A 22689-nucleotide genomic window follows, 5' to 3' on the forward strand; every position below is an offset into this window, starting at 1 on the left:
ATAACTATCATAAAAAATACTATGCATGCATATAATTATGAAATAGTAATTTTTTTTATAGATATATTGTTTATTTTCTAATGATTTTGTGATTTTATCGAGATTTCAAACGTTTGCGAATTGTTTGAGAACTTATTTTTATTTTGCAAAATTCTTAAAGTCATTTCGATTTTGTTATAAATGAAACGGAAGATTTTAAAAGTGTTAAAATAGAAAGTCCTGTTTTACTTTGAAGTATTAAAGTGGTTTTGAAAACGAGTCGCGTGAGGGATAGAAGGAAGCTACCGAAGTAGCCCGGATAGCCCGACAGCACCCCGATGAGAGGGCGTATGCAGCCCAAGTATATTTGCCCTCTCATCGGGATGGTGGCACGCCCAACTTATAATTGTTTAGAAAGTTTCAGGTTCAAATAACTTGAAACCTTAAACCTGAAACAAAAAATAAACCCGAAAGATTTTTAAAATCTGTCGGGTTTGGAATTTATAATAAAAGAAAACTTATTTCTTAGTTTTCCATATAAGCTTCAATAGGAGCACAGCTGCAGATTAAGTTTCTGTCACCGTATGCATCGTCTACACGACGAACAGATGGCCAGAATTTATTTTCAGCAATATACTCTAATGGATAAGCCGCTTTTTCTCTTGAGTAAGGGAAATCCCAATTATCAGTAGTTAACATTGCCAATGTGTGAGGTGCATTTTTCAATACATTGTTTTTATCATCGGCTGTTGAAGCTTCAATCTCTTTTCTAATTGAGATAAGAGCATCACAAAAACGATCTAATTCTGCTAAATCTTCAGATTCAGTTGGTTCAATCATTAAAGTTCCAGCTACAGGGAAAGAAACCGTTGGCGCGTGGAAACCGTAATCCATTAAACGTTTTGCGATATCACCAACTTCGATTCCGTTTTCTTTAAACGAACGACAATCTAAAATCATTTCGTGAGCTGCTCTTCCACATTCTCCTGTATAAAGAATTGGGTAGTGTCCTTCGAAACGGGCTTTCATGTAGTTAGCATTTAAGATAGCGTGTTCTGTAGCACTTTTTAATCCTTCAGCACCCATCATTGTGATGTAACCGTAAGAAATTAAACATACCAAAGCCGATCCGTAAGGTGCAGATGAAATGGCTGTAATAGCTTGTTCTCCACCAACTTTTAAGATTGGGTTTGTTGGTAAAAATGGAACTAATTTTTCGTTCACACAAATTGGTCCAACTCCAGGTCCACCACCACCGTGAGGAATAGCGAATGTTTTGTGTAAGTTTAAGTGACAAACGTCAGCGCCAATTGTAGCCGGGTTAGTTAAACCAACCTGAGCATTCATATTAGCACCATCCATATATACTAATCCGCCATTATCGTGGATTAATTTCGTGATTTCAATAATTGAAGATTCAAAAACTCCGTGAGTAGAAGGATACGTTACCATTAAACAAGATAAATCATCTTTATGCTCAATCGCTTTTTCTCTTAAATCTTCTACGTCAATATTTCCTTCCGGAGTCGTTTTAGTAACGATAATTTTCATTCCAGCCATCGCTGCAGAAGCAGGATTTGTTCCGTGCGCAGATGAAGGAATTAAACATACATTACGGTGACCTTCGTTTCTTGACAAGTGGTAAGCTCGGATAGCCATTAAACCTGCATATTCTCCCTGAGCTCCAGAGTTAGGCTGCAATGTTGTTCCGGCAAAACCGGTAATTACATTTAATTGCTCCTCCAATTTTTTAAGCATCGTGATATAACCTTCAGCTTGCTCAACTGGTGCAAAAGGGTGAATGCTGTTCCAGTTAGGCATCGATAAAGGCAACATTTCTGAAGCTGCGTTTAATTTCATTGTACAAGAACCTAATGAAATCATCGAATGATTCAATGATAAATCTTTACGCTCTAACTTTTTGATGTAACGCATGATCTGACTTTCTGAATGATGATTGTTAAATACATCATGCGTTAAGAAAGACGACGTTCTTTCTAATGAAGCCGGTAATTGACTAGCCTCAGTTAATTCAGAAACAGTAAAAGTTTCTTTTCCTAAAGCTTCAGCAAAAATCGCAATAATTTGATTAATGTCAGCAATTGAAGTTGTTTCGTTGAATGAGATAGAAATGGTATCGGCATCAACATAGTAGAAGTTTACTTCATTTTTCTCAGCAATCGCTTTTACTTTTTGAGCATCAGCTTTTACTAAAATAGTATCAAAGTAAGCCGTATTAGTTTGGTAAACGCCTAATTTATTTAAAGCTTCAGCAGCAGTAACTGCCGATGCGTGAACTTTACCTGCAATATATTGTAATCCTTTTGGTCCGTGGTAAACGGCATACATTCCGGCCATAACGGCTAATAAAACCTGAGCTGTACAAATATTTGAAGTTGCTTTTTCACGTTTAATGTGTTGCTCACGAGTTCCTAAAGCCATACGTAAAGCGCGATTTCCGTTTACGTCGATAGAAACTCCAATAATACGACCTGGCATAGATCGTTTGTATTCGTCTTTAGTTGCAAAAAAAGCAGCGTGTGGGCCACCATAACCCATTGGTACACCAAAACGTTGTGTAGTTCCAACAACAACTGCAGCTCCCATTTCTCCCGGAGAAGTTAAGGCAGCTAATGATAAAATATCGGCAGCAAAAGCTACTTTGATTTCATTTTCTTTTGCTTTAGCAACAAAAGCACTATAATCGTTTACCTGACCATATTTACCCGGATATTGTAAAATAGCTCCGAAGAACTCATTTGAAAAATCAAACGTTTCGTGGTTTCCAACAACTAATTCAATTCCAATAGGAGTTGAACGTGTTTGAAGTATAGATAAAGTTTGTGGTAAAATTTCTTCAGAAACGAAGAATTTATTTGTATTGTTTTTCTTTTGGTCACGTGTACGAACATCAAATAACAAAGCCATAGCTTCTGCAGCTGCAGTACCTTCGTCAAGTAAAGATGCGTTTGCAATTTCCATTCCTGTTAATTCAATAACTGTAGTCTGGAAATTCAAAATAGCTTCCAAACGACCTTGAGCAATTTCTGCCTGATAAGGTGTGTAAGCCGTATACCATCCTGGATTTTCGAAGATATTTCTTTGAATTGGCGCAGGAACAATAGTTGGGTGATAACCCAAACCAATATACGATTTGAATACCTTATTTTTCTTTCCTAATTCCTGAATGTGATTTGCGAATTCGTACTCCGTCATTGCAGGATCTAAATTCAAAGGCGCTTTTAAACGAATGTCATCCGGAAGAGTTTCATAAACAAGTTGTTCAATCGATTCCACTCCAATAGTCTTTAACATGTGTTGAAGATCTGTTTCTCTTGGGCCAATGTGTCTTAAAGCAAAAGCATCTGTTCTCATTTGTAGCTATCTATTTTTTAAGGGCAATGCAATTAACAAAGCGTAAACTTCAATTTAAGCAGTGTACACAAGGTTTATTACATTTTATAGTAAATGTGTTGTTTTTTGTGGCGCAAAATTAAGTATTATTAATAATTTAATAGGTATTTTTAACTTCAATTTTTATGAAATTTCTAACTAAAGAGTTGATTTGTTAATAATTGATTAGATTTAAGGAATGAAAGTGTTGAAACAAATATTCGATTTTTACCTCCATAGTAGTATTCATGTGGCTTTGTCGTGTTATGCATTAGTTCATATAACATTTTATTTCTTTCATATTCAATATGATGAACAAATGGCTTTGTTCGTTTTTTTCGGAACAATTGTGGGGTATAATTTTGTTAAATACGATGCTTTGGTTCGGGTGAAAAAAAACCAATCGGGAATCAGTTAAAAATTATAGCAGTTTTGAGTTTTGTTTCACTGATTTTAGTTGGCTATTATTTTTTTCAGTTAAAAAGGATTACCCAAATAGTCTCCTTTGGAATATTTGCCATAACCGCGCTCTACACACTTCCGTTTTTTCCAAATCGTAAAAATGCCAGAAACTGGGCCGGAGTAAAAATTTATATTGTGGCGCTTTGTTGGGTAGGAGCAACGCTGGTTTTACCTTATATAAATGCCGAAATTCCTTTTACAGGCAACTTTTTTATCAAATGCATTCAGCGTTTTGTCTTAGTTTTTGTGCTGATTCTGGTTTTCGAGATTTTAGATTTAGCCAATGATGATCCGCATTTGCAAACCGTTCCGCAGACAATTGGCGTTAAGCGTACAAAAATTTTAGGCTTTTCATTATTAGTTCCGTTTTGGGTTTTAGGAATTTTAAGTTTTACACTTCATGATCTTATTATCAATCTTGTAATGGTTCTTACTTTGATGTTGTTTATTCTATTCGCCAATACAAATCGATCAAAATATTATACTTCTTTTTGGGTCGAAAGCGTACCCATTTTTTGGTGGCTGATGATAGTGTTTTTGTAAATAAAAAAACCGATGCGTTCAACATCGGATTCTAAATAATAATATTTTGGGCGTGTCCCTCCGGGTCGGGCTATCCGCTGCAAGTCCTCGCACTTCCTTCGTCAGGCTGTGGGCTTTCCACTTCTATCCCTCACGCAAACCGTAAAGCGAGAAAATTCATTTTTTAAAGAATTTTAGATGATTTATTTGAATTGCCTCCAGCTTTAGCTGGAGGTAAAAATGACAGAATAAAAGTGGCTTTAGCCAAATATTATATTCTTTATTTAAATTATGCTATTTTTCAGAAACATCTTTTAGAACTTTATTTCTTTCCAAAAGAAATTGGGTCATATGTTTTTCGAGAAATAAAATATCAAATAATTCTCCAAAAATTCCGAAAGGTGTTTCATATTCCAATTTATCTTTCATAATTGTTAAACCATTTACTTCTTCAAAAAAATGCTGATGTTTGAAAGATTTGAATTTGCCTCTTTCCATTTCATCGACAAAATAATCATTAAATGTCATTGCGGTAATTCGACTTTTATGTGTGAGATAAAAACCAAAATGTTTACCGCGCCAGGTTACGGTTTCGTCAAAATTTATTAATCCTGATGTTACGCCCGCAATTGCTTTTTCACTTGTTTTACTCGCAGATTTCTGATGAATATCGATATTTCGTGAAGCATCAAAAACGATTTGTTTTGGTGCTTTTATTTTTGTTGTGAGGTTTATTGTTGTCATAATTAATCAGCATATTACAAGTCCCAACGGGACGTTATGTTTATAGAACCATGAAAAAAAGGTTTTTGAACCCCAGCGGGGTGGAATGTTTAGGAATAATCAGAAAGCAAATATATCGCTCCGCTGGAGCTTAAAAGAACGACGCATTTTTATGTTTTCTATAAATATTACGCTCCGCTGGAGCTATCAGAAAATAATAAATTATTTGCGTAACAAATCTTTAAAAGCCTCATCAATATCTCCAAACTTAAACTTAAACTCATTATCCAAAAGTCGTTTCGGAATCACATTTCTGCTTTTCAAAACCAACTCCGGTTGAGTACGAATAATGAATGAGCCAATTTCTAACAAAAAAGTATTCAACGGAATTCCGAAAGGAAAACCAACTGCTTTTCTAAGTTTTTGCATAAAATTAGCATTACGAACTGGTTCCGGAGAAACAACATTCACAATTCCGTTCATTTCTTTTTGAATAATAAAATCAATTGCATTGGCAAAATCTTCTTCATGAATCCAGCTTATAAACTGATTTCCTTTTCCTTGTTTTCCTCCAAAACCGGTTTTTGCCAAAGTTTTTAACGGAATAAAAGCACCGCCATCTTTACCCAAAACAATCGAAGTTCGCAAAGCCGTTTTTAAAGTATTTGGCGTTTCGATTTTAAAAAATGCTTTTTCCCATGAAAGCGCAACATTAATAGAAAAATCATTTCCAATTTCGCCATCAACCTCATCCATTTGTTTGTCAAGAGAAAATCTATAAATAGTAGAAGTTGATGAATTCAGCCAGTGTTTTGGCGGATTAGCACAATTTAAAACCGCTTTGTTTAAAATTCTTGTGCTTTGAATTCTTGACCATAAAATCTCTTTTTTGTTTTCTTTCGTATAACGGCAATCAACCGATTTTCCTGCAAGATTAATTAGAACGGTTGCATTTTCGAGTTCGTTTTCCCAGCCGGAAAAACTCTTTGCGTTCCAGTTTATATATTTAATTCCGTCAATTGTTTTAGATTTTCCTCTGGTCAGAATTATAATTTCATCAAATTTGTCTTTGAAATGATGGATTAAAACCTGTCCTAAAAAACCTGTTCCGGCTGCGATTATAAGTTTGTTCATTTGAGTATATTTTTTTGCCACGAATTGCACGAATTACACTAATTTTTAAATGTGCAATTTTAGTGCTAAAAGTTAATTGGTGAAAATTCGTGAAATTCGTGGCGAACTTTTTAATGATAATTACGCTTTAAAAACCAATCTTTCTTCTTGTTGCGCTTCTTTGGCTTTTCTTTTTCCTCTAAAGAAGAAATACAAATTGAAGAATAACATTACTCCCAAATAAATAGAAAATCCGCCAATTTTATAGCTTAATCTTTCGATCAATTCCTGATAACTGTTGTTGCTTAATTGCATTTCCAGAATCATTAAAGCGAAACCAATATTTAGAAGATAAAATCCGGTTTCAAAAAGTTTGTTGGTGGCTTCTGCAATATCTTCGCGGCCTTTAAAAATGTCCAGCATAAATATTTTTCCGTTTTTAAAAAGAGTTTTAGAAACATAATAAGTAAGAAATAAAGCGATTGGTAAATAAAGTCCGTAACCGATTAAGATTTTTGTAGTTTCCATGATATTTAATTTAAGGTATTATTTAATTAATTTATGAATGTACTTGGTTAGAATAATGATATTGAGATAATGCAATATCGAAATGATGAAAATTATGATTGCTGTTTTTGTTCCGATGGTTTCAATTAATTGCGTCGAAGATGAAATTTTTTGCCAGGAAATAAGCGTCATTGCGCAATAACCAATGTTTAAAAGATAATATCCCAAAAGCAAAACCTGATTGATTTTTTGGCAGATATCCGCATGATTGGGGATCAGTTCTGCGACATAAATATTTCCGTTTCGGTAGCATATTTTTCCAACTTTTAAAATGATAAAAACCGTAATGCTGAGATAGATAAAATAGCCGATGATGTTAAAATTCATGACGATTATTTTTAGGGTTAATATTCATAATTTAAACTGCGTTGTGTAAAAAGGTCTGCAATTTCCAATTTGCGTTTGTTTTTTACTTGAATTGCTGATCCTTTTGCAAGGAAAACTGAAGTTGGAATAGTAGTTTCTAAAAACTCAAAATCATTACCATAATTTTCCTGAAACTCGATATCAACTTTATGATTTAGTATTTTAAATTGTTCCCATCTCGGGTGTTGAACTTCATATTCAAAAGTGGTTTCGTTATCAATTTTAGTATATCCAAAATAATGTTCCGTAATAAATTCAGCTTCAGAACCGATTTCAATTTCTATTGGATTCTTTTCCGTTTCTAACTGAATTGTATTCCATTGTTCCTTATTTTTCCATTGATAAATGAAAGTTTGCGTATTATCATCTTCAATAATTTCATGTTTCATTCTCTGAGTTTCATAATGTTCCTGATACAAAGTATTTGCAATAAATGTGATCGCTTTTTTGGGAACAATTTCTTTGATGAAAACTACGCCGCGTTTCCATTCTCCGTTTTCAAATCGTTTTACATAAAATCTAAGATTTACTTCTTCAAAATTTACATGAAACGGAATTTTTACTCCCAAAACTTTTGTGTTTTTAAACATAAAACCAACCAGACTTACATAGCATTTGTTGTTCCAACTATCGATTTCTGTTCCTGCAGGAATATATTTTTCTAAGATTTTAGCATCTACCTCGTAATTAAAAAGAGCTAAGTTTTTCCATTCTGCTTTTAGAAATGAATCAGAAGTAATATTGGCTGTCAAAAAGTAGAAGTAAGTTGCTATTACCATTGGAAACAGAAAAAAACTAATAAGATTTCCGAAATCATTTCCTAATGCAGAATTGGTAAGGATCAGAAAAAAATCAATCAAAACCAAAATCCAGTAAAGTCGAATTTTTCTCTTTTTTTCTTTGCTGAGTTCCTTCATTTTTACGAGTAAAATAATTCCTATTGTTACTTGTACAATCCCTAATACGATTTGAAAGAGCATTCCAAAATAGACTAGAAGATAAAGTCCAAGAGTTGTGAAATAAAATATTTTGTTGATTTTATGCAATGTGGTAAATGTCATGATATATTTATTTTTGAATTTTGAGAAATTCATTTGCTGGTTTTTTTATAGATTATTACTGAAAGGTAAATGGCAAGAAGCAGAGGAAGACAAAATAATACATCGCCAATGTTGTTGATATAATAAATATTTAGATTAAAGAGATAGATGTAAAAAAACAAGATAACTCCAGCAATATAAATTTGAAGATAGGTATTACGAGGTTCGGAAAATATCATTTTTACTGCCAAAATCACTTGAATGAACCCTGTTATACTAGTTGAAACCAAAGCGTTAATAAAAGCTTCATCTTTCGCAATAGGATAAGTTAGCAATATCAAAAATGGAAGTCCAATTGCAAACGTATTGAGTTGTTTTATAGTTTTCATAGTTATTGAGTATTTTAAACTTTCAGAAAAAAATGAAAGTTTTATTTAAATTTTTTTACTTCATGATTTTTAGAACCAAACGTCCCAACCAGTTTTCGTTGAACTCTGTTATTTTGTCTAACATATTATCTGCTTTTAAAACAAAATCATATAATTTAGAAGTCTGATCAACAAAGTGTTTTTCTTCTGCAGAAGATTCTTTTGCTTCAATTGTCGAAACTTCTTTTAGAATTTTAAGGGCAGGTTTGATTTCTCTTTTGCTTCTTTCTCTCGAAATTTTTACGGCCAATTCGTCCAAATCTTTTTCGGCAGTAAAAAACTCTCTTCTTTCTCCGGCTTTGTATTCTTTATAAACAATTCCCCAATCCATTAAAGCTCTTAGGTTCATGCTGGCGTTTCCGCGCGAAATTTGCAATTCCTCCATAATATCTTCCATCGAAACAGCTTCGTTGGAGACCATTAATAAAGCATGGATTTGCGCCATGGTTTTATTAATTCCCCACTGAGAACCTAATGCTCCCCAGGTTTGTACAAACTTATTTTTTGCTTCTTTGAATTCCATAGATCAAATGTAAATAAAAGTTTTTAAACTTTCAAAAATAAATGAAACTTATTTTCAAAATATATTATTTTTTAAGAATAGTCTTATGTATTGTTTTTTGTGTTTTATGACAAAGAATCTTCTTTCTGTAACATTTTCCTAATTAAATCTGTAGTTCTAAAATAGCTTTGGGTATAAATTTTTAAAATTATTTTTTAATATCCTCATTATTAATAAATAATCAAGTCGTGGAGCAGAACCCACTTAAAAAACGAACTGTTTCGCTCAGTAAAATGCGAAGGTGTCATCTGAAAAGCCTTATGAGTAAGACAAATAATTAAATCATTAAGATATGAATTCATTTATTGGAAAATGGGTAGATCAACAAAATGTGTTAATCACAATTACCGGATCTAAAACTAGCATTAGTGTAGCTTACGGCAACGGACGCGGCCCTTTTCAAGGTACTCTAAACGCTTCTAATCCATCAGTAATTACCGTAAACTTTACGGATGATGGAGGAAATAAAACAGGTACGCTGTCAAATAACAATTCTGATATAAATTGGGATAATGGGACAACTTGGAAACAATTAGTTTATTTAAGAAAAAATGCATGGGATGACAACAACGGTGGTCAATTTATAGATAAGTCTGGCAATTATACCGACCTTTATTGGTATGCAAAAGCTGTTAACGTAATGCAATCCCGCCCAATAAGCGATCCTACCAGCTGGTGGTTTTATGCTGCAATCCATGGTGAATTACTATTGCCAGGATCTTTATATCCAAAGCCATACCAATATCTAAACTGGAAGAATGTTAACTACATAGGAGCGGCTGCAAATTTAAGTGTGGTTCCATCCAATGCATTAACAACTATTTTTTGGGATCAATGTCAGCATGGTACCTGGTTTTTCCCTCCTTGGCACAGAGGTTATTTGGTAGCACTCGAAAATATTCTTCGTACCATTATATCTCAATTAAATGGCCCTTCGGACTGGGCATTGCCCTATTGGAATTATCTAAACCAATCTACTGTCTATATTGAATCTCATATCCCTCCAGCATTTACTGTCGCTGTTTTACCGGATAACACACCAAACCCTTTGTACGTACCTGAGCGTTATGGGCCTAATGTACAAGTAGGTAATGGAGAGAATTCAGCAAATGATCAATGTCAATGGGATACCATTTACAGTGAAGGGGCTGCCCCTGCAAAACTTGGAGCAGGTGATTTAAATGGCTATTTTTATGGTGGCGGAGAAACCGGATTTTCACATAGTGGTTCAGAAACAGGAGATCTTGAGCAGAATCCTCATAATTTCGTTCATGGTATGGTAGGTGGACAAAATGCTGCGGGACAAATAGGTTTGATGGGCGTGCCGGCAACAGCAGGACTAGATCCTATATTTTTCTTGCATCATTCTAATATTGACCGTATGTGGGATGCCTGGAATGTAACAGGACAAAATAACAATCCTTCGGATGTAAATTGGCTGGCCGGACCAACTGCTAATGGCAATTCACAATTTGCTATGCCTTTGGATGCACAGGGTACTGCCTGGTATTACACACCTGCAGATGTTCAAACGACAAATAATTTGAAGTATAACGGATCTTATTATTCTTATACATATAGCGATCTCTCTTTAACTTCTTATGACACAATTCAACCGGGTTTTTTGAAAGAGAACTTATCTCTTAGATTAAATAAACTGAGTGCGATAAATTTAGAAACAGGAATTAAGATGGCTAGTAAACAAAATAATGAATTAGTTGGAGCAAGTAGTGGTTCAATTACATTAAAGGATAAAGAAACCAAAGCTACTGTTCAATTGGATAAAACGGCATGGAAATCAGTAAAGAATAGTCTTTTAAAAGCTTCTGTTTCTGATATCCCTGATGAGGTGTATCTTCAGCTAGAAGGTGTAAAAGGAGGCGCTGACTCCAATTTTCTTTCAGTTTATGTAAATAATACATTTATTAAGTCTGTTTCTCTTTTTGGACTCCTTGGTGCATCTCTTAAAAATACTGCTCATGGCGGTTCAGGACTTACTTTTAAATTCAATATCACAAGTATTGTTGATGAATTACATCTGGAGAGTGCTATTGATATTAATTCACTAGATGTTCAAATAAAGAGTAAAGATGCCCCTCTCGATGGTGATGAAATCACAGTAGAGCGAATAGGCATTTACCGTTCAGGGCAATAAGTCAAAAAAGATATATGAAACTTTCACAAAATAAGCGTATTGCAATTAATTTAGTAATTATCAGCATTTTTGTCTGGACATTACTTTTGGTAAACCCTGGACATATTATGGCAATGAAATACTGTCATGTCTTTGCTTCTTGTCCCTCTGCAACATCATTTCAGATGTTGCTAGAGATGAAGCTTTTTTCATCTCAATTAATTGGTTGGGGGCTTATGGTGGTTGCAATGATGCTTCCTAAATTAATTCTGCCCATTCAGTTTATTTACCAGCAGAGCTTCAAACGCTATCGTTTCTTGTGTTCTTTATTATTTGTGTTTGGCTATATATTAGTATGGATGGTTGTTGGTGTTTTTATGATAGAAATAATAATGGGAGTTAACCTTTTACTACCCATGTCTTATATGCCTGCATTTGGATTGTTTGTCATTGCATTAGTATGGGAGATTTCGCCAATAAAGCAGCGTTTTTTAAACCTCGGTCATGATCATCGAATTCTGTCAGCCTTTGGATGGAAGGCCTTTAGGGATTCATTGTTTTTTGGACTTACCCACGGTGTTTGGTGCATTGGTTCTGGATGGGCATTGATGCTATTTCCTATGCTTTTACCCAAAGGGCACAATTTAGCGATGTTAGTTGTAACTTTTATTATGATTAGTGAGCACCTGGAATATCCAAGATTCCCTAAGTGGCTCTTTATTCCTCGTATGAAATTATTAAGAATCATTGTTGTGCAAACAAAAATCAGATTGATGACCTTTTGATATTATAGAGCCTAAACCCAGAATCCACATTATTACTTCAATTAGACTTTTCTTCAAGAACTAATACTCCTTTTTATATTAAAATTCAGAAGTATTAGTTCATGGGGACTATTCTATTGGTATTCACTGAACTCCGTTTTGTGTATTTTTTTAACTCTGATAATGAGTATGTTATGAAAAAAATGACTCATGTTAATTTTTAAGGCTCCCATACATAATAATCCCTCTCTTATATCATTTTTTTATTCAGGACTTTACTTCTGAGGTAATTTTACTACAGAAAATAAAAAATAACACCATTTGTTTTTAGGATTTGTTTCTAATTGATTTCTCATAAGTCTGCCTTAATAAGTTGATATGATTTATAAAAGTTTGTTAGGTGAGAAAGACAAATTATAGGGAAACAACAAAATTTAGAAAGTGGAGCAGAAACCACTTAAAAAACGAACTGTTTCGCACAGTAAAATGCGAAGGCGGATCTGAAAAGCCAAACGAGTAGGACAAAAATTAATTGTTATGCAACCAATACCTGTAAAAGTTAAAAATGTAAATGTATATCCTTATGTCGAATGGCATGGAGGAGGAGTTGGACCTGTAATTCTTCCGGTTATCGAAGGAGCCAGCGGAACTTATGCTGTTGGAACACTTATTATGTCTGTATTCTATAATCTTGATCTGAATGTAACCGAAAAACCTAAACTGGGCATTCACCAAAGATATGTAGCAATGGGCGAAACAGAAGACGGAACTCCTTTTACGACTCCGTGGATGTATTGCACAAACGCAAGTAATCAGCCGGAATTTGGAAGAACTATTACACTTAATCAGCCAAACTCTGAAGCAAATAGCGTAGGAAGTGTGCCTCCTTATATTACACTTGGTCCGCTTACGGATATTACAGTTAGTCAGTTATTTCCACCGCCGGCAATTGGGCAAATATTGCTTATTGAAAATGGTTCGGGAAATGTTATTGCAACAAGAACCGGTACGCCTCACGAAATGGGAGTTGAAGTAAAAGGCGGTAAACGTTTTGGAAATTTATCGGCAGGAGCAAAAAACATCATTATTACCGGAAAAAACCAGGACGGAAAAACAGTTACGATGGGTGATTTAACTTGTTTAAATCCAAATGAACCGGCAATTTTCTTACGTCAGTTTGGACCTTTTAATTAAAACAATAATCAAATATTAATCATAAAAATAAAAATTATGGGAGTAATGATGCCATATGGCGCCGCCATTAGAGAAGCTTTGGCTTCGAACGATCTAACAAAGATGGAAGCTATTGCCGAGCAAGCAAAACAAACAATAAAACAACAAGGAGATCTTACTGCAGCGTACTTAGAATTGATTGAAGCAATTGCTGCACTAAAAACTAAAAAATAGTTTGTGTTGTCTTGTAGAAATAAAGGTGTATCCGAAAAACCTAAAAGAGTAGGAATAATTTAAAACACAAATATCATGGGATTTATACCAATGTACGGAGTGGCGATTCGGGATGCTATCGCTTCAAACGATTTATCTAAAATGGAAGCTATTGCAGAACAGGCCAAACAAACCGTAAAGGAACAAGGGGATTTAAGTGCTGCTTTGGTAGAATTGCTGGATGCAATTGATGCTTTAAAAAATAAAAGATAAAAAAATAACGAGCTGTCTTGTTAAGTAAAACAAGGGTGGATCCGAAAAACCTTAAGAGTAGGAATAACTTAAAACAACAATATTATGGGAGTAACAATGCTTTACGCAGCAGGAATCAGAGAAGCGATTGCTTCAAATGATTTAGAAAAAATGAAAGCAGTAGCCGAACAGGCGAAACAAACTGTAAGAGAACAAGGAGACTTAAGCTCAGCATTGATAGAATTGTTAGAAGCAATTGAATCATTGAGAAAGTAATCTAAAAAAGACGGTTTATTAAGATTCGCTTTTTAAACCGTTTTTTTAAATAATGACCAAACCCTAAATAAAATTAAGATGGATACGATTAAGACTTCAACACGATACAGAGTAAGAGACGATTATAAAACTGCCACGCCGGTTCATGTAGTATGGGAAATTACTTTAGCCTGTAATTTGAAATGCTCGCATTGCGGATCAAGAGCTGGAAAAGTAAGGCCTGGTGAATTAACGACAGAACAATGTTTCGGAGTTATTGATAGTCTTAAACGTCTTGGTACAAGAGAAATTACAATTATTGGCGGCGAGGCTTTTTTAAGAAAAGACTGGCTGGAAATAATTGAAAGAATAAGCCAAAGCGGCATTGAATGTTCGATGCAGTCGGGAGCATACAATTTAAATGAAGAAAGAATTATTGATGCCAAAAAAGCAGGAATAAGAAATATTGGTGTTTCTATTGATGGATTACCGGATACACATAATAAAATCAGAGGAAGAAGAGATTCATTTGAACATGTAATTCATTGTCTTCAGCTTTTAAAAAAGCACAATATTCCGTCAAGCGTAAATACAGTGATTACAAAAACCAATAAAAATGAGCTGAATGAATTAGTGGATGTTCTGATTGAAAATGGTGTGAAAAACTGGCAAATACAACTTGCCGTTGCCATGGGAAATGCCGTTGATAATTCAGACGAATTGATTCTGCAACCTTATGAATTAAATGATTTTTACGAAAATCTTATTGTAATCTACAGAAAAGCATTAGCCAATAATGTTTTGATACAAGCAGGAAACAACATTGGATATTTTGGTCCATACGAACATATTTGGAGACAGGGCAATGAAAAATATTATACAGGCTGTTCAGCAGGACATACCGGAATTGGTATCGAAGCCGACGGTAAAATAAAAGGCTGCCCGTCATTGCCAACAAACGCATATACCGGAGGAAATGTAAAAGACATGGATCTGGAAGACATCTGGAAATACAGTGAAGAAATGGTTTTTTCCAGATATAGAAATAAAGAAGAATTATGGGGAGGCTGTAAAGGCTGTTACTATGAATCTTCTTGTTTGGCGGGCTGCACTTGGACTAGTCATGTGTTGTTTGGCAAAAGAGGAAACAACCCGTTTTGTCATTACCGTGCTTTAGAATTAAAAAAGAAAGGTCTTAGAGAACGTATCAGAAAAACACAAGAAGCGCCCGGACTTTCTTTTGATCAGGGACTTTTTGAAATTATTGTTGAAAATGAAAAGGGAGAAATCGTAGAAATACAATCTCCTAACGATACTCCATTGCTTCCGGTTTCAAACAATACAGACAGAGTTCCCAGAATTCCCAAAGCACTAAAATTATGCAATGGCTGTGATAATTATGTGTATGAAGAAGAAACTACCTGCACTTTTTGTAATGCCGATGTTCAGAAAGTAAATGATGAATATGCCATTAAAATGGAAAGAGCAAAACGATCGCTGGAGAAACTCGAATTATTAATGATGAAATAATTATGGAATTACTTAAAAAAATCCAATCAGAAATTGATCAGTATTCGAATACTATTGAAGACAATTTAAGTCTGCCGGATATTACCATTAAATACGGTCTTAATTCATACAGATATGGATCTTCCAGTTTTTTGGATGATCTTTTTGATCCCATTCAAATAACTCATGAAACGGTTTTTTATGATTTGGGTTCAGGTTACGGAAATATCATTTTATACGGAGCTGTAAAATACCCGGAAGCAAAATTTATAGGAATTGAAATTCTGGAAGAACGAAATCAGGTTTGTATGGATTTAATAGAAAAAGAACAAATACCAAATGTTACCGCAATTACAGGCGATATTTTAAAAACTGATATTTCTGACGGTACTGTTTTTTACCTCTATAATCCTCTTTTTAATTTTCAATACAAAACATTATTAGATAAGCTATATCAGATTTCATTAAACAAAAATATAGTTGTAATCGCTGAGTCCCGATGCAATTTTTTTGATGAAGCCCACTGGTTAGAACAATACCATCTTAAGGATATTGATGTGATTAGAAAAATCAAATATTATCGCTCTAAACCTTGAGATCAGACTAATAAATATCAAAAGGAAAATAAAATAGTAACCAATTTAAAACCCAAAATAATCATGACCAATTTAAGTTCCATCATTCTTCCTGTTCTTCAGGGAATGGAAGAATCACATTTAAAAGATCAATTACTAAAATTCTTGCCTAATCAGGAAGAATCATTTTCAAAAATTGAAAAAAGTTTTAATCAGCTTACTTCAAAAGTTCAGGATAAGGAAAGATTGCAGCGCTTTTTTCATAGTTGGAGCCAGACCAATAACAGCGCTATGACCGTTGCAGGAATTAGCAACCGTATGACAATGCTGGTTCATAAAAACCAACCCATTGCAGACGAAAAAGCGTTATTGCATTCTATCACAAGTTTAAACAGAATTGTTGATGAAGATTTGGCAGTTGTGGGCAGAATTCTGCATTCGCAAATGTTTTATACCATGGCAACGACTATTTGTACAGATGATGACTGGCTTTCGCGTAAATATTTAAACCAAAGCGCTTGTGATTTTAAAGCATGGAAAGATCAAAATTCATTACGAAATAAAGATATTATGATCGCATTATTGACCACTTTGATCCATGAAATTTATACGCATGGCGAAGTAGAATTAATACTTCCAAAATTTCAATCATGGCTGTTAAACGATTACGGTTTTTCTGAAGAAGAATGTGATAAAACATTGGCATGGATAAGTGTTCATTGTGGTCCAACAGAAAAAAATCATTTCTTTTTTGCCGTTAGCTCAATCTTTCATTATGCAAAAGCAATGAATGTTAATCTCGAAGCGTATGATTTAGAAGTAATTATTAAAGATTATTTGGCTAAAAAATCGGCTGTGATGGAAGATCTTTTAGAAGTTGAAGAATTGAGTTTTTAAAAATAAAATTATTACCAGAAAGAAATTCCCAAGTGACTATGTCTAAAATTAAGTTGCAGCCAAACCAAGCCGAAAAACAAGAAAAATGGAATCAGTTATTTTCAGAATATTTTCAGAAAGAGACAGGATTAAACGGCGATTATTTTGCCAGTTCTTCTGTAATTCTATCTTCAGAATATAGTGAGGAAATGAATCAATTGTGTTCTATTTTGAATAAAGCTTGTACGGCAATTGTTCTGAATTATTTTGAAGATGAGAGGATTCGGAAATACTATCAGCTTGATGATGACCTGGAAACTTTATTGAAAAAAGTAATAATGCAGCATACAATCAGGGTTTTTATCGCCCTGATTTTTTATATGACAAAAACGATCATCCCAAAATTTGCGAGATAGGCGCCCGATATCCTTTAAACGGCTGGATGATTAGTTATTATTTGCAATTAATAAACAATCAGGCAAATACAAATAAAGACAGAATTGAAAATAATTTAGAAAATCTTATTGACGATTTATACAATCAATTTGTTCCTCATCAAAAAATAGCTCTCCTTCATGATGATGAAAAAGGAACGGAAATTTTTTATCTGCAAAAGGAATTGGCAAGACTTGAAATCGAATTAATATCTGCAAAACCTCAGGATTTAATTCTTTCAAATGATTCGATATCTATAAATGGAGAACCGGTTTCGCAATTTATATTAGAAATGGATCGGGAAGAATTAAAGAAAATAAGACCTGAAGTACTGGATAAGCTCATCGACGAAAAGTCATACTTTAATGATATTCGAACTTTAATTTTAATTCATGATAAAAGAGTTTTGGCCGTCATGTATGATGCTCCAATTATGAATGATTATTTAAGCAAAGAAGATTATGGCTTTTTGCAAAAGTATCTCATTCCGAGTTTTGTGATTACAGAACCTTCCGGCTGCGACATTTTTATAAATGGCGAAGAGAATTTGATTTTAAAATTAAACAGCGGCGGAAGAGGCATTGGTGCGTATGTTAAAAAGGATTGTACAACTCAGGAATGGGAGAAAATTATTAGAGAAAACTGGAATAAATACCTGATTCAGCACTTTGTTGACCAGCAAGAATTTACCGATGTCGAGAATAATCGTCAGATTCATTTAGTAGGGATGTTATTGTGTAAAGACGATAAAAATTATGGATCCGGTTTATTTCGCGGTTCAGATGAAACGGTGGTAAATGTGCATCAGGGGCGAGCTTTGATTTATCCAATTTTAGACTAATAAATCTATGAAACATACAGTTATTATACCGCTTTATAACAAGGAGGAATATATATGGGACACCATTCGTTCGCTGGCTTTTCAGGAAAAAAAGCATGGCAAATTATTATCATTGATGATTGCAGTACAGATGAAAGCCTTTTTTATCTGGAAGATGCAATATCGTTTTTTGCACCGCAATTTTTGCAAACGGATATTCAAATTATTGAACTAAAAGAAAATAAAGGTCCCGGTAATGCAAGAAATATTGGTATAGAACTGGCAACCGGAGAACTTATTAGTTTTCTGGACGCAGATGATTGTTATACTTTTTCGTGTTTAAGCGAGGTTGATTCCATTATGCAAAACGAAAATATAGATGTTTTAATACTCGGTATTCTATTGTTTCCATCTGAATATTATCTGCCAAAAATTAAATCGTTCGAGACAGAATTGGTTTCTCTTTCTGATGACTTGTTTTTGATTCCCAATGTATTGCATACCATTAGTTCGCCGGATTTTATTATGGGAGTTGGCAGCAATGTTGTCATTCGCAAAAAATATCTGAAACACATTCGCTATGAAACTAATGTTTCCTTAAATGAAGGCATTGATTTTTGGTATCGTGTTTTAAAAAGTAATAAAAACGCGATGGTTGGATTACTGAATAAAGCGTGTATTGAAGTAAGAGAAGTGAAAGGAAGTTTATCCCGCCAGAATTATACGAATTGGAAACAATTAGAAATTCCGGTTTCTGTAAAACGATATCAAAAAAGTGCTAATCTATACGATCAGCAATTAATGGGAATGTTGTCTCAACGCTGGTTGGAGCACGCAATGGAACGATTGCCTTCGTTGCGGCAAAAAGCGTTATTTATTTTACATCATTTCAGGACCTTAATTAGAAACCGCTATTATTTCAAAAAAGAAATAAATAAACCCATCAATTATGTATTCAGCTTGTATTTCTTCAGAAATAGATAATTCAGTATTGCAGGAATATTTTGAATTAGCCAGAAAGAATCCTTTATACATCGAATTTTATAAAGGAAATGATCTGGCAACCGAAGCACCAATGCTCAGTAAAAAAGAATTGATGCCGATTTTAGATACCAATTTTAAACTTCAGGAAGAAAAAACAGGTGTTTATTTGGTTCGCTCGGGCGGAAGTACGCAAAAGCCTTTGGTTTTTCCGGTTGATATACAGGAAAATCAAAAACAACGTTTTGCATTGGCAGAAGAACTTACCAGAAACAATTTCTTTACTTCTAAAACGATCGCTTTGAATATTTTTGGTTATTCAGATATGTACCGCACAGCTGCCATAATGGATGATATTTTAGAAAAATGCCAGGCCACAACATTAGCGTTAAGTTCACATGCAAGTTATACGGATATGGAACAGGCGGCTCATTATTTTAAACCTGATTTTATAATGGGAACGCCATCAAAATTATTATGTTTTGCACAATTTTTAGAAGCGAACAATAAAAAACTAGCGATAGAAAACCTGTTTTATGCGGGCGAATTTTTAAGACCGAATGTTCAAAAGCTTTTACAAAAAGTATTTGGTTTTCGACAAATATATTCGATGTACGGTTCTGCCGAAACCGGAATTTGGGCGTGGTCAGATTTTACTAAAAAACTATCTTTGTTTTCAGTTATTAAAGGTATTATCGTCGAAATTATCAATCCTGATCAGGACGGATATGGTACAATTGCTGTTACGAATACTTTCCGCAAAAGATTTCCGGTTTTTAGATATGCAATTGGCGATTTAGGACGATGGGTTGAGGTAAATGGAAAATCATTTTTAGAATTAAAATCCAGGGAAACAAAATCTTTTATCGTTTGCGAACAACACTTTGATTTAGACGAATTTCTTTCTGTTACCACTGAAGCAGATGCTTTTCAAATTCAATTATCTACCAATGAAAGTTTTAAGGAAGTTGTTCGGCTGTTAATGGTACAGTATGTCTCTACAGATAAAAGAGTGGGTTATATTCAGAAAAAAGTTTTAGAATTAAAAAAACTGCTAAACTACGATAGAAGATCTATGGAAGTAGAAGTTCTGCTTGTTAGCGCTTCAGAATTGTACACAGATCCCAATACAACTAAAACCCCAATGTTGTTGGATTTAAGATAAACGGTCTTTTTCTAAATTTTTGATTTTTATAAGTTTTCTAAAAATTTTCATTCCACATATTATTCGCTTTATGGATAAAAAAACCTGTCTCATGACATTTTTTTATTCGTGATTTCATCTGCATTGTAATTTTAATCATGAAAATAAAAATGACAGTAGAAATATATAACTGTTGAACCAAAAAATGGTTTGTTACAAAAATATACTTTGAAAAATAAAATGAAAGTGGAGCAGAAACCACTAAAATAAACGAGGCGGTTTCTGAAAAGCCTTACGAGTAAGAAAACAACACCAAAAAACTATCACCATGGAAAATTTATTAGAAGGAGCTTATTTAGCAGAAGGCACAATCGGAAATGTTGGAATGTCAGGCGCTCCAATTGCAACATTTAGTTTAGTAGTAGTACCATCACAACATACAGTATCTGGTACAGTAGTTATTACACAGGCTGTAAACGGTCCTGATAGTCATATAGTTGTTTCTGTAAAAGGAAAAATATATGCAACCGGATTTGGACAATTTACTCAGGTAGTTAGTTTACACGGACAATATGTTCAGTCTTTCCCACCTCCGGCACTTGGTGCTTTCTTGGCTGATTTTGATGCTCATTTTGCTATCGATAATGCATGGAACGGAACTGGAGGATTTTCATATTTCAAACACCAAATTGAAAATGTACCTGTGGCTGCAGCAAAAAAATTACAAGAACAATTGGCATAAAACCAATTTCTCTGAAAAACAATTCTGATTAAAAGGCTCGTCTGTTTTAGGCGGCCTTTTTTGTTAAGTATTTTCTTTTGGAAAATCTAAAAAAAACATCTATTTCATCTACAATTATTCAGTCCTCAATAATTAATCACCAAAAACAAAATGAAAAGAAAACCGATTATAATTAGTTTATTAGTTGTTTTCATAATAGCAGCGGTTACATTGTTTTTTTCAATAAGGAAAAAATAATGGAAAAGCTTGGAGTTTCTTCAGGCTATACAGCTTCAGCAACTGATTCATGTGATTGTGAAACCAGCTGGTTTCCGCACGAGCAAACCCCGGCACCGTCAGAAGGCGATGGAAGTCCGTTTGATAATACATCTACAACAAATTGTGATTTTCATCAATGGTCGTGGCAAAAGTTTTTATGGGTTACAAAACCACTACCAAGCGGAAATCCGTTCTTTTTAGATTCTCTGGATTTAGTAAGTCCGCAAATGGAAGATGTTGTACCACAGTTGGGTATGAAACTAACTCTGAGTTCTATCAACCAGGCAGGATCTCACGGTGTTTTGCGTTCTAATCCTAAATTTAATAATGCTGCAGATACGGTATATTATTCCATTCACGTTAATGCGCTGCTAAAAGACAAAGCAGTTACAATGGCGTCGTTAATCAACGGTAAAAAGTTGCCTGTTAATAATTCCGAGACATTTCCTGTTGGGGCTTTAGAATTAAAAGTTTCTTGGATTAATATAGATGCAATTGCAAAAACGCAGCAGCAAAATTATTTTACAACTAAAGCCGCTGTCCTAAACAGCAACGGACAATATGTCGAAAAAACCATGGCCTTATTAGGCATGCACGTGGTAGGAGTTGTAAAAAATCATCCTGAATTTATCTGGGCAACTTTTGAACATCAGGATATGGCACCTGTTTACGATAAAAAAAATAATTCAGTAACTTCTGCAAATGAAAAGTTATTTTACGAAAAAGGAACAACTACAGGTTTAGATGGTATAACATGGATTAAAAAAGGAACTTCACCCGTAGTTCCTAATAAAGCATTTATCCTTTATGAATATGGAGTGCCAAGGGATTTAAAAACCGGAAATTTTATGGCTACAAGCCAAAAAGAACCTGATAATTTTAATAACATAGACAATATCAATAAGTGTGTTGCGGCGAATTTGAAAGATGTTTTTAGAAATTATTTCTACAATGGCTCGATCTGGTTAAATTTTGATGGTGTTTCTCCTGAAAATCAAGTAAAAGCAATTGTTACAAGAGATATTTCAAGTGCGCTTCCTGATTCACTGGCCAGAGGCTCGGCTAATTTGTCAAACATTACTATGGAAACCTACACCCAGGCTTCTCAAAAAGATATACATGCCATCAATAATAGTAATTTGGTAAATTGCCTTTCTTGCCATACATCTGCAAACTTTGATACAACCAGACCAGGCAAATCTCCTTTGTTTTTAAGCCATTTATTTGGTGATTATTTATTGTTTACCAAACCACCAACAAATGTTAGTGCTAAAAACGCAAATAATTTAAGCAACTCAAGAGCAAAACGTATTGAAGAAATCGAAGCATTGAAAATAAAACAGTTTGAAGAATTTATTAATTCAAAAAAATAAAAGGCTCACTAATTCAAAAAAATCCGAAGT

23 protein-coding genes and 1 pseudogene are annotated in these 22689 nt (G+C 34.1%); 16 read left to right on the forward strand and 8 right to left on the reverse strand.

What is annotated here, in order from left to right; translation table 11 throughout:
- Positions 1-504: 504 nt before the first annotated feature.
- Positions 505-3354, reverse strand: a complete 2850-nt coding sequence (gene gcvP / locus ACZZZT_RS06000; RefSeq protein WP_463459764.1) for an aminomethyl-transferring glycine dehydrogenase — start codon at positions 3352-3354, stop codon at positions 505-507.
- 217 nt (positions 3355-3571) lie between these two features.
- On the opposite strand from gcvP, the pseudogene ACZZZT_RS06005 reads away from it, so the two are divergent.
- Positions 3572-4377, forward strand: a pseudogene (locus ACZZZT_RS06005) (UbiA prenyltransferase family protein).
- Positions 4378-4650: 273 nt separating this feature from the next.
- On the opposite strand, the gene ACZZZT_RS06010 reads toward ACZZZT_RS06005, so the two are convergent.
- The 7 genes from ACZZZT_RS06010 to ACZZZT_RS06040 all read right to left on the reverse strand — a co-directional run bounded on the left by ACZZZT_RS06010 (position 4651) and on the right by ACZZZT_RS06040 (position 9116).
- On the reverse strand, positions 4651-5100 hold the full coding sequence (locus ACZZZT_RS06010; RefSeq protein ID WP_463459765.1) for an SRPBCC family protein: 450 nt from the start codon (positions 5098-5100) through the stop codon (positions 4651-4653).
- A 201-nt stretch (positions 5101-5301) separates the two neighbouring features.
- Positions 5302-6213, reverse strand: a complete 912-nt coding sequence (locus ACZZZT_RS06015; protein ID WP_463459766.1) for a TIGR01777 family oxidoreductase — start codon at positions 6211-6213, stop codon at positions 5302-5304.
- Positions 6214-6333: 120 nt separating this feature from the next.
- On the reverse strand, positions 6334-6720 hold the full coding sequence (locus tag ACZZZT_RS06020; protein WP_042565831.1) for a hypothetical protein: 387 nt from the start codon (positions 6718-6720) through the stop codon (positions 6334-6336).
- 18 nt (positions 6721-6738) lie between these two features.
- Positions 6739-7086 carry a hypothetical protein gene (locus tag ACZZZT_RS06025; RefSeq protein WP_463459767.1) on the reverse strand — a complete coding sequence of 116 codons (348 nt, stop codon included), beginning with the start codon at positions 7084-7086 and terminating at the stop codon, positions 6739-6741.
- Between the two features lie 17 nt (positions 7087-7103).
- Positions 7104-8186: a YqjF family protein gene (locus ACZZZT_RS06030; RefSeq protein WP_463459768.1), complete on the reverse strand. Its 1083-nt coding sequence runs from the start codon at positions 8184-8186 to the stop codon at positions 7104-7106.
- Positions 8187-8215: 29 nt separating this feature from the next.
- A complete protein-coding gene (locus ACZZZT_RS06035) occupies positions 8216-8554 on the reverse strand; it encodes a hypothetical protein (protein WP_463459769.1) in 339 nt (112 codons plus the stop codon).
- A gap of 55 nt (positions 8555-8609) precedes the next feature.
- Positions 8610-9116, reverse strand: a complete 507-nt coding sequence (locus tag ACZZZT_RS06040) for a GbsR/MarR family transcriptional regulator (protein WP_042565834.1) — start codon at positions 9114-9116, stop codon at positions 8610-8612.
- 679 nt (positions 9117-9795) lie between these two features.
- On the opposite strand from ACZZZT_RS06040, the gene ACZZZT_RS06045 reads away from it, so the two are divergent.
- The 15 genes from ACZZZT_RS06045 (at position 9796) to ACZZZT_RS06115 (ending at position 22659) form a co-directional block, all read left to right on the forward strand.
- Positions 9796-11310 carry a tyrosinase family protein gene (locus tag ACZZZT_RS06045; RefSeq protein ID WP_463459770.1) on the forward strand — a complete coding sequence of 505 codons (1515 nt, stop codon included), beginning with the start codon at positions 9796-9798 and terminating at the stop codon, positions 11308-11310.
- 14 nt (positions 11311-11324) lie between these two features.
- On the forward strand, positions 11325-12074 hold the full coding sequence (locus ACZZZT_RS06050) for a copper chaperone (protein WP_463459771.1): 750 nt from the start codon (positions 11325-11327) through the stop codon (positions 12072-12074).
- A gap of 516 nt (positions 12075-12590) precedes the next feature.
- Positions 12591-13247 carry a hypothetical protein gene (locus ACZZZT_RS06055; protein ID WP_463459772.1) on the forward strand — a complete coding sequence of 219 codons (657 nt, stop codon included), beginning with the start codon at positions 12591-12593 and terminating at the stop codon, positions 13245-13247.
- A gap of 36 nt (positions 13248-13283) precedes the next feature.
- Positions 13284-13460: a DUF1843 domain-containing protein gene (locus ACZZZT_RS06060; protein WP_073395694.1), complete on the forward strand. Its 177-nt coding sequence runs from the start codon at positions 13284-13286 to the stop codon at positions 13458-13460.
- A 75-nt stretch (positions 13461-13535) separates the two neighbouring features.
- Complete coding sequence (locus ACZZZT_RS06065; RefSeq protein WP_073395697.1) at positions 13536-13712, forward strand: DUF1843 domain-containing protein; 177 nt, start codon at positions 13536-13538, stop codon at positions 13710-13712.
- Between the two features lie 84 nt (positions 13713-13796).
- The gene (locus ACZZZT_RS06070) at positions 13797-13967 is read left to right on the forward strand and encodes a DUF1843 domain-containing protein (RefSeq protein ID WP_073395700.1); all 171 of its coding nucleotides are present in this window, start codon (positions 13797-13799) and stop codon (positions 13965-13967) included.
- Between the two features lie 78 nt (positions 13968-14045).
- On the forward strand, positions 14046-15476 hold the full coding sequence (locus ACZZZT_RS06075; RefSeq protein ID WP_463459773.1) for a radical SAM protein: 1431 nt from the start codon (positions 14046-14048) through the stop codon (positions 15474-15476).
- A 2-nt stretch (positions 15477-15478) separates the two neighbouring features.
- The gene (locus ACZZZT_RS06080; protein WP_073395703.1) at positions 15479-16051 is read left to right on the forward strand and encodes a class I SAM-dependent methyltransferase; all 573 of its coding nucleotides are present in this window, start codon (positions 15479-15481) and stop codon (positions 16049-16051) included.
- Positions 16052-16114: 63 nt separating this feature from the next.
- Positions 16115-16927, forward strand: coding sequence for a hypothetical protein (locus ACZZZT_RS06085; protein WP_463459774.1), 813 nt, complete (start codon positions 16115-16117; stop codon positions 16925-16927).
- Between the two features lie 38 nt (positions 16928-16965).
- Entirely contained in the window at positions 16966-17322 is a 357-nt protein-coding gene (locus ACZZZT_RS06090; protein WP_463459775.1) for a hypothetical protein, read from the forward strand.
- A 26-nt stretch (positions 17323-17348) separates the two neighbouring features.
- The gene (locus tag ACZZZT_RS06095) at positions 17349-18182 is read left to right on the forward strand and encodes a hypothetical protein (RefSeq protein WP_463459776.1); all 834 of its coding nucleotides are present in this window, start codon (positions 17349-17351) and stop codon (positions 18180-18182) included.
- 54 nt (positions 18183-18236) lie between these two features.
- A complete protein-coding gene (locus ACZZZT_RS06100; RefSeq protein ID WP_463459777.1) occupies positions 18237-19145 on the forward strand; it encodes a glycosyltransferase family 2 protein in 909 nt (302 codons plus the stop codon).
- Positions 19111-20307, forward strand: coding sequence for a phenylacetate--CoA ligase family protein (locus ACZZZT_RS06105; RefSeq protein WP_463459778.1), 1197 nt, complete (start codon positions 19111-19113; stop codon positions 20305-20307). Before ACZZZT_RS06100 ends, ACZZZT_RS06105 begins: the two co-directional genes overlap by 35 nt.
- A gap of 307 nt (positions 20308-20614) precedes the next feature.
- Positions 20615-21028, forward strand: coding sequence for a DUF1842 domain-containing protein (locus ACZZZT_RS06110; protein WP_463459779.1), 414 nt, complete (start codon positions 20615-20617; stop codon positions 21026-21028).
- Positions 21029-21264: 236 nt separating this feature from the next.
- Positions 21265-22659, forward strand: coding sequence for a hypothetical protein (locus ACZZZT_RS06115; RefSeq protein ID WP_463459780.1), 1395 nt, complete (start codon positions 21265-21267; stop codon positions 22657-22659).
- The last annotated feature ends 30 nt before the right edge of the window (positions 22660-22689 follow it).

The sequence above is a fragment of the Flavobacterium sp. AC274 genome (assembly GCF_979258275.1).

Coding starts and splice junctions, on each gene's coding strand:
- ACZZZT_RS06045 (WP_463459770.1), top strand. CDS start 9,796: ATGCAATCCCGCCCAATAAGCGATCCTACCAGCTGGTGGTTTTATGCT.
- ACZZZT_RS06075 (WP_463459773.1), top strand. CDS start 14,046: ATGGATACGATTAAGACTTCAACACGATACAGAGTAAGAGACGATTAT.
- ACZZZT_RS06010 (WP_463459765.1), bottom strand. CDS start 5,100: ATGACAACAATAAACCTCACAACAAAAATAAAAGCACCAAAACAAATC.
- ACZZZT_RS06085 (WP_463459774.1), top strand. CDS start 16,115: ATGACCAATTTAAGTTCCATCATTCTTCCTGTTCTTCAGGGAATGGAA.
- ACZZZT_RS06060 (WP_073395694.1), top strand. CDS start 13,284: ATGGGAGTAATGATGCCATATGGCGCCGCCATTAGAGAAGCTTTGGCT.
- ACZZZT_RS06030 (WP_463459768.1), bottom strand. CDS start 8,186: ATGACATTTACCACATTGCATAAAATCAACAAAATATTTTATTTCACA.
- ACZZZT_RS06080 (WP_073395703.1), top strand. CDS start 15,479: ATGGAATTACTTAAAAAAATCCAATCAGAAATTGATCAGTATTCGAAT.
- ACZZZT_RS06105 (WP_463459778.1), top strand. CDS start 19,111: ATGTATTCAGCTTGTATTTCTTCAGAAATAGATAATTCAGTATTGCAG.
- ACZZZT_RS06110 (WP_463459779.1), top strand. CDS start 20,615: ATGGAAAATTTATTAGAAGGAGCTTATTTAGCAGAAGGCACAATCGGA.
- ACZZZT_RS06070 (WP_073395700.1), top strand. CDS start 13,797: ATGGGAGTAACAATGCTTTACGCAGCAGGAATCAGAGAAGCGATTGCT.
- ACZZZT_RS06015 (WP_463459766.1), bottom strand. CDS start 6,213: ATGAACAAACTTATAATCGCAGCCGGAACAGGTTTTTTAGGACAGGTT.
- ACZZZT_RS06050 (WP_463459771.1), top strand. CDS start 11,325: ATGAAACTTTCACAAAATAAGCGTATTGCAATTAATTTAGTAATTATC.
- ACZZZT_RS06040 (WP_042565834.1), bottom strand. CDS start 9,116: ATGGAATTCAAAGAAGCAAAAAATAAGTTTGTACAAACCTGGGGAGCA.
- ACZZZT_RS06020 (WP_042565831.1), bottom strand. CDS start 6,720: ATGGAAACTACAAAAATCTTAATCGGTTACGGACTTTATTTACCAATC.
- gcvP (WP_463459764.1), bottom strand. CDS start 3,354: ATGAGAACAGATGCTTTTGCTTTAAGACACATTGGCCCAAGAGAAACA.
- ACZZZT_RS06090 (WP_463459775.1), top strand. CDS start 16,966: ATGTCTAAAATTAAGTTGCAGCCAAACCAAGCCGAAAAACAAGAAAAA.
- ACZZZT_RS06035 (WP_463459769.1), bottom strand. CDS start 8,554: ATGAAAACTATAAAACAACTCAATACGTTTGCAATTGGACTTCCATTT.
- ACZZZT_RS06095 (WP_463459776.1), top strand. CDS start 17,349: ATGATTAGTTATTATTTGCAATTAATAAACAATCAGGCAAATACAAAT.
- ACZZZT_RS06115 (WP_463459780.1), top strand. CDS start 21,265: ATGGAAAAGCTTGGAGTTTCTTCAGGCTATACAGCTTCAGCAACTGAT.
- ACZZZT_RS06055 (WP_463459772.1), top strand. CDS start 12,591: ATGCAACCAATACCTGTAAAAGTTAAAAATGTAAATGTATATCCTTAT.
- ACZZZT_RS06100 (WP_463459777.1), top strand. CDS start 18,237: ATGGGACACCATTCGTTCGCTGGCTTTTCAGGAAAAAAAGCATGGCAA.
- ACZZZT_RS06025 (WP_463459767.1), bottom strand. CDS start 7,086: ATGAATTTTAACATCATCGGCTATTTTATCTATCTCAGCATTACGGTT.
- ACZZZT_RS06065 (WP_073395697.1), top strand. CDS start 13,536: ATGGGATTTATACCAATGTACGGAGTGGCGATTCGGGATGCTATCGCT.